The sequence below is a fragment of the Capnocytophaga stomatis genome, assembly GCF_002302635.1.
Taxonomy (GTDB): Bacteria; Bacteroidota; Bacteroidia; order Flavobacteriales; family Flavobacteriaceae; genus Capnocytophaga; species Capnocytophaga stomatis.
In genome coordinates this window covers 2,824,408-2,831,350 of the sequence record NZ_CP022387.1, presented here as the reverse complement: position 1 = coordinate 2,831,350, position 6,943 = coordinate 2,824,408, and the positions used below count along the sequence as shown (strand labels likewise).

Annotated in this window: 7 protein-coding genes; 2 read left to right on the top strand and 5 right to left on the bottom strand. The window is 33.1% G+C overall.

Features of this window, described 5'->3' with window-relative positions:
* Positions 1-247: 247 nt before the first annotated feature.
* Positions 248-664, top strand: coding sequence for an acyl-CoA thioesterase (locus CGC58_RS12605; RefSeq protein WP_095897039.1), 417 nt, complete (start codon positions 248-250; stop codon positions 662-664).
* On the opposite strand, the gene CGC58_RS12600 is transcribed toward CGC58_RS12605, so the two are convergent.
* The 4 genes from CGC58_RS12600 to CGC58_RS12585 all read right to left on the bottom strand — a co-directional run bounded on the left by CGC58_RS12600 (position 661) and on the right by CGC58_RS12585 (position 5,266).
* Positions 661-1,407: a rhomboid family intramembrane serine protease gene (locus CGC58_RS12600; protein ID WP_232748844.1), complete on the bottom strand. Its 747-nt coding sequence runs from the start codon at positions 1,405-1,407 to the stop codon at positions 661-663. The two genes, CGC58_RS12605 and CGC58_RS12600, sit on opposite strands and share 4 nt — an antisense overlap.
* A 116-nt stretch (positions 1,408-1,523) precedes the next feature.
* Positions 1,524-2,423 (bottom strand): NifU family protein, encoded by a 900-nt coding sequence (locus CGC58_RS12595; RefSeq protein ID WP_095897037.1) that lies wholly within the window; start codon positions 2,421-2,423, stop codon positions 1,524-1,526.
* A gap of 89 nt (positions 2,424-2,512) precedes the next feature.
* Positions 2,513-3,043: an RNA methyltransferase gene (locus CGC58_RS12590; RefSeq protein WP_095897036.1), complete on the bottom strand. Its 531-nt coding sequence runs from the start codon at positions 3,041-3,043 to the stop codon at positions 2,513-2,515.
* An 18-nt stretch (positions 3,044-3,061) separates the two neighbouring features.
* Positions 3,062-5,266 (bottom strand): RelA/SpoT family protein, encoded by a 2,205-nt coding sequence (locus CGC58_RS12585; RefSeq protein ID WP_095897035.1) that lies wholly within the window; start codon positions 5,264-5,266, stop codon positions 3,062-3,064.
* Between the two features lie 189 nt (positions 5,267-5,455).
* On the opposite strand from CGC58_RS12585, the gene CGC58_RS12580 reads away from it, so the two are divergent.
* The gene (locus CGC58_RS12580; RefSeq protein WP_157909272.1) at positions 5,456-5,890 is read left to right on the top strand and encodes a DUF805 domain-containing protein; all 435 of its coding nucleotides are present in this window, start codon (positions 5,456-5,458) and stop codon (positions 5,888-5,890) included.
* An 11-nt stretch (positions 5,891-5,901) separates the two neighbouring features.
* On the opposite strand, the gene CGC58_RS12575 is transcribed toward CGC58_RS12580, so the two are convergent.
* On the bottom strand, positions 5,902-6,942 hold the full coding sequence (locus tag CGC58_RS12575; protein ID WP_095897033.1) for a glutaminyl-peptide cyclotransferase: 1,041 nt from the start codon (positions 6,940-6,942) through the stop codon (positions 5,902-5,904).
* Position 6,943: the final 1 nt, after the last annotated feature.

The window sequence follows — 6,943 nt, the reverse complement described above, 5'->3', positions numbered from 1 at the left end:
TATTGATTAAAAAGTCAAAATATTCTTTGCACTTAATCAGAAATTAAGTCCTTTACTTGTTGCTCTTTTCAAAAAAACATATAAATTTGCGAGAATTAAATAAACACACACCAAAATGTCACTTTCTCGAGGAAGCAAAATTGTGAATAAATTTTGAATAAAAAAAATGATTTAACTCTTGCTTTTTTCATTTTTTTTTACAAGAGAAGAAAGTTAAACTTTGTTAATACAAAAACACCCCCTGAATATGAAAGAATTATACTTTGACTACACTTTAAGAACCCGCTATGCTGAAACTGACCAAATGGGAGTTGTTTACTACGGTAACTACACTCAGTATCTGGAATTAGGGAGAGTAGAATGGCTTAGGGAACTCGGGATTTCATACAAAAAGTTAGAGGAAGAGGGAATTATGCTACCTGTGGTTTCTCTGCAAATAAACTATAAAAAACCGGCCTTTTACGATGAGTTAATTACCATCAGAACAAAATTCAAAAATGTCACTTCAAGCAAAATAGAGTTTGATTATGAGATAATTAACGAAAAAGGAGAAGTGATTTCAACGGCAAATACAACTTTGGTTTTCGTTGATACCAAAACTTGGAAACCAACCCGTTGCCCCGAGAAAATTATAAATCTTATCGAAGCTAAAAAGATAAATTAATTGTTCATATCTTTACTTGCTTCAAACAGAAATTTTTTCTCTTTTTCAGTTAAACTTGCGTATCCACTGGTGCTAATTTTATCTAATAAAATATTAACTTTATGCTGTTTTAATTTTTGAGAATCGCTCAAACCGCCATTTGATTTTAAAGGTTTTACGATTTTTTCAGAAACATTATTTTCTGTTAATTTAACTCTTTTTTGCTTTTTGACTCGGATTGGGTTTCTTGCTAAAATTCCTATAAAATATCCTGTAAAAGCCCCTCCTAAGTGGACAATTTTTCCTCCAGGATTTGATGAAATTTGAACAATATCATATAGTATTAAAAACAACACTATCATCCATAATTTCATTGGAATAGAAAAAAACAAATACACCGTGTACTTAGGAACAATTACAGCAACAAACACTAACAAAGCCATAATTGCCCCCGATGCACCCAACAAAATAGAACCATCGAACAAAAGAGGAAATAGCGTATCTATCAACAAAAATGACATTCCGCTGAAAATAATTCCGGCACAATAAACTCTGATAAATTGCTTTTTATTGAATAAATTGAAGAATATTCGCCCCGTAAAAAATAATATCAACATATTCCAAAATAAATGCTGAAAACCAGCGTGAAAAAAGGAATAAGTAATTATTGTCCAAGGTTTTGCAAAAAATTCTTTTATGCTTTGAGGTAAGCCTATCCAGTTGTTAATTTGATATTGTGAAAGCCCAACCAGATTTGTAAGCAAATGGATAATTACAAAAAATAAGACGTTAAGCAGAATAACTTTTTCTGCAAAATTTAATTTTCGTATTTGAAATTTTTGTAACAATCGGCTGTAGGTAACGACTTAAAAATCAGAGATTAACCATTTATGGCAACAACTTGAATATTAGGATTTTGTAGTTGTTCCTTCAAAATTGATTCGATACCATTTTTCAATGTTTGTGTTGATGAAGGACAACCACTACAAGCTCCTTGCAAAACAACTTCAACCAAATGAGTATCAGAATTGTACGAAATAAAATCAATATTTCCACCGTCAAGAGTTACCGCTGGTTTTATATATTGGTCGAGAATTGAAACTATTTTCTGAGAAGTTATATCCGTAGTAATAATTCTATTTTCTTTCTTTTCCTCTTTTTCTATTCGCTTTTTAATCCCTCCGGATAAAATAACAGTATTTCCTTGAACAAGGTAATTTCGAATAAATTCTCGCAATTCCATTACCACATCATACCAATCAACAACATCGTGTTTGGTTATTGAGATGTAATTATTATCCAAAAAAACTTCTTTTACAAAAGGAAATTTGAAAAGAGCACTTACAAGTGGAGCATCTTTAGCCTCGTCACTACTTTTGTATTCGAAAATTTCAGGAACTAACTGCTTATTCACCACAAACTTCATTACCGCAGGGTTAGGCGTACTTTCTGCATAAACAGTTACGGGATTCTTTACTTCTGCTGAATCATTAGTAATCAACTCTTTACCAGATTTGATATATTCCAAAACTTGCTCAGCTACTTCCTCTTGCACATCCTCCCACTCTACTATCGGATAGCGTTTCAATGCGATAAAATTACTTGAAATATAAACAGTTTTTATAAAAGGCAAATAAAAAAGTTGCTTGGCTAAAGGAGAATTTTTAGCTTCATCAATATTTTTAAATTCGTAACTTCCTTTTACTAAAGCTTTTGAAACTTCTAATTTTATAATTTCAGGATTATTTGTAGTTTGTATGGAAAGTGTTATATCTGTCATTTCGAATAAATTTCGGCAAAACTATTCATTTTTTTGCTCTTCCGAAAATTATTACAGAAAAATTTAACAGACATCTTTATAAACTCTCTTTAGTTGTTCAATTTTTTCCACAAATCCCAAATCACAATTCCCGCACTTACCGAAATATTTAGGGAATGTTTCGTTCCGTACTGCGGAATTTCGATAACTCCGTCACAGGCAGAAACTACTTCTTGTTCCACTCCTTTTACCTCATTTCCAAATATAACCGCGTATTTTACGTTTGGCTCGGGCTGAAAATCATTAAGCATTACAGACTTTTCGGCTTGCTCAATGCCGATAACATAAATTCCTTGCGATTTCAGGCGTTCCACCACCGAAATCGTATTTTCAACATATTCCCAATCCACGCTTTCAGTAGCTCCGAGTGCCGTTTTGTGAATTTCTTTGTTCGGAGGAGTTGCAGTTATACCACAAAGAAATATTTTTTCAATCAAAAAAGCATCACAAGTCCTGAAAACAGAACCTATATTATTCAAACTCCGCACATTATCCAAAATTACAATTAACGGTGTTTTGGTTGCTTTTTTAAATTCATCTATCTCCAATCGTTCTAATTCACTATTTGCTAATTTTCGCATATTTTTTCTCGTAAAAAATTATAAACGACTTACTTTGTCCACTCCTTTCAAGGTTTTCAAATCTTGCATTAATTTTTTCAAAGTAGCGTTGTTATTAACTGTAATTGAGACCTTTCCGTTAAACATATTTCCTTCCGCATCAATGTTAATATTGGTCAATTTTACAAATTTATTTTCGGAAATTACCCGTGAAATATCTCCTACCAAACCATCACGGTCTAAACCGCTAATCCGAACGGCAACTTTAAATTCTTGCTCTTCCGATTTTATCCATTTAGCGGGCATAATCCGATAAGCATAGTTCGATTGCATTGAAATGGCATTCGGACAATTCTTTTTATGAACCTTAATTCCTTCATTTATAGTAATAAAACCAAAAATAGAATCACCGGGAATTGGGTTACAACACTTAGCAAAGGTATAATCCAATGATTCTTCTTCCTTGCCAAAAACGATGCTGTCATAATGCTCGTTCGGAGTGTGAATAATCTCTTCCGTTGGCTTTTTGTTTGTAGTAATTTTGCTCTTAAAAAAGTTAAAAAACGAACTTCTTTTTGAAGCAAAATCACGCAACATTTGGTTGGTAATTTCTCCCGTACCTACCTGATAGAAAACATCCAAACTCGTTTTAGTTTTGAAGTGACTAACTAATTCATTCACAACATCTTCTGTAAGAATTACTTTGAGCTGTTTTAACTTTCTCATCAACAATTCTTTTCCTTCGGAAGCAACAATTTTGACTTCCTCTTTCAAAGCTGATTTTATCTTATTTCGAGCTTTGGCAGTTGTTGCATAATTCAGCCAGTTTTTATTTGGTTTTGCATTTTCGGCTGTGATTATTTCCACTTGGTCACCGCTTCTTAGCACGTGGCTTAACGGAACAAGTTTGTTATTTACCTTTGCCCCACGCGTTTTCATTCCCACCCCCGTATGGATGTAAAAAGCGAAATCCAAAGGAGTTGCCCCTTTTGGTAAAGATTTTATTTCCCCATTGGGAGTAAAAACGAAGATTTCTTTGGCATACAAATTCAGCTTGAAATCCTCCACGAAATCAACCGCATTGCCTTCGCTTCCTTCTAAAACTTCTTGCAAACGATTGAGCCACTCTTCAATACCTGCCTCTTTCTGGCTTCCGTGTTTGTATTTGAAGTGAGCCGCATAACCTTTTTCTGCAATTTCGTGCATACGTTCGCTGCGGATTTGCACCTCTACCCAACGCCCTTTAGGCCCCATAACTGTGATGTGCAACGCTTCATAACCTGTTGATTTTGGGGAAGATATCCAATCTCGTAAACGTGTAGGATTCGGACGAAAGTGGTCTGTTACAATGGAATATATTTTCCAAGCCAAGAATTTCTCTTCCTCAGGAGAACTTTTATAGATAATTCGTATGGCAAATTTATCGTAAATTTCCTCAAAAGTAACATTTTGAGCCTCCATCTTTTTATAAATAGAATAAATCGATTTCGGACGACCTTTAATGCGATAATCTATTTTTTGGCTGTTAAGCGAAGATTCTATTATTTTGGTAAAAGACTCAATATAAGATTTTTGCTCCTCTTTGGATTCTTCCATTTTACCAAGAATACTGTAATAATATTCTGAATCCGTGTATTTTAAGCCTAAATCTTCTAATTCGGTTTTAATATTGTAAAGACCAATACGATGAGCCAACGGAGCGTAAATATACAATGTTTCGGAAGCTATTTTGGCTTGTTTGTGTTCTGCCATCGAATCCATCGTTTGCATATTGTGCAGTCTGTCAGCAATTTTGATGATAATCACACGAACGTCATCATTCATTGTCAGAAGCAACTTTCTAAAATTTTCCGCCTGCAACGAAACATCATTTTCACGGCTGAGATGCGAAATTTTTGTAAGTCCTTCCACAATATGAGCTACGGTTTTCCCAAAAAGACGCTCCATATCTTCCACCGTGTAGTCAGTGTCTTCCACTACATCGTGCAACAAAGCCGCCGCGATAGAAACTGCATCCAATCCTATCTGAGAAGCAACTATTTTTGCAACAGCAATCGGGTGAAAAATGTAGGGTTCTCCACTTTTTCTTCGTTGGTCTTTATGAGCATCAACTGCTGTATCGAAAGCCAAACGAATAAGTTTTTTGTCTTCCTCCGTAAGAGTTTGATAACTAATACTTAAAAGCTCTTTGTATTCTCTTGCAATCGCTTTGTTTTCTTCCTCTAAATCAAGTCTCCATTCCATAGCATCAAACGTATTTTTTCTTATATTAATTTTTTATGAGGAAATTATTGCTTTCTACCCTTTTTGTAAAGGATTGATGTATAATTTCCACCGCACTCCGCAAAATTATATAAAATAATGATTCTATTTACATTTTTTATACATTTTTTTATTATAATTTTGCATCCGAATAGTTTGAATTATTTGCCTATGTTTAAAGCTCCTTTTTCCTTTAAGGGACGCATTCGAAGAAAAGAATACGGATTAACTATCATAATTTTTGTCGTTTGTTACATTATAACAAACCTAATTATCATTTTATCTGAAGGAATTTGGGTGATATTCGCCTTTTTTCTATTTTTAATTTCTCTTTATTTTCTCATAGCACAATCTGCAAAACGAAGTCACGATTTGGGATATAGTGGTTGGTTTCAAATTATTCCTTTTTATTACTTATTTTTGTTGGCTTCTGACGGAAGTGTAGATGCAAACAAATACGGAAATTCACCTAAAAATAACCTTATGAAATTTATGGAAGAACAAAAAATTGAAAAAGACAAAAAACAAGAAGAATACAATAAAGAATATAAAAATAAAGCGTTCAAAAACAAGCAATTTCGTTACAAAAAAGATTATAAAAACTGATGAAAAAAATCTTATTTTTCCTCAAAAATAACTTCAAAAACCAAGCTCCAGTTTTTTCCTGTAATAAAGAATGTTTTGCGACCAGAATGATATGCTATTCCGTTTAAAACATCTAATTCGTCAATTTGCTCTACTTTTTCTTTTAATCCGCGAACGTCAATTATTCCCTCAATCGCCCCGTTTTCAGGATTAATTATCATAATGCCGTCTTTCTGATAGGTATTTGCATAAATTTTTCCGCCAACCCATTCAAGTTCGTTAGCATTGGAAAAAAGTGATTTATCAGTGCAGAGTTGTATAAAATACTCTTCCTCAAAGGTTTCCGAATTCAGAATCCATATTTTTTCTGAGCCATCGCTTTTGTAGAATTTTTTACCATCGTGACAAATTCCCCAACCTTCTTTACTTTTTCCGTACTTAAAACTTCCTGTTTGTTTTAAGTCAAAATCATAAATTAGTCCCGTATTTTCTTGCCACGTCAATTGAATTATTTTTCCGTTAAAAGCAGTTGTTCCTTCACCGAAATATTGTGGATTCAAGTTGATATTTTTATAAACTTCACCTGTAAAAACATTCCATTTTTTCAAAGAAGATTTACCGTATTGACCTGTACTTTCAAGAATTGTATCTCCCAGAAATTCAAATCCTTGCGTATATGATTTTTTATCGTGAGGATATGTATTTAGGATTTTGTAGGTATAAATTTTAGGCGATTGATTCGCTAAAATCATTATTTCTTTTTGGATTTTGTGCGTTTTTCCGCTTTGAGTTGTTACTTCAGCTTCCAAAAACTGCTTGCCTAATTTTACGTTTTTAAGCTGATATTTCCCATTAGTTTTAGAAATTTCTTTGCTATTAATTCGGTATGTTACTGAGGAAATATCTTCTCCAAAATTGTTCTTAGACACATCAAAATCAAGAACATCATTCAGTTGATATTCTTTACTTTTTGGACTTATTTCTATGGAAAATTTTTCCTTTTTCTGTGTCCCTGCTCCATTACAAGAAATTAACAAAAAACACAAAATAAATGACAAAAAAACAGTTTTCATA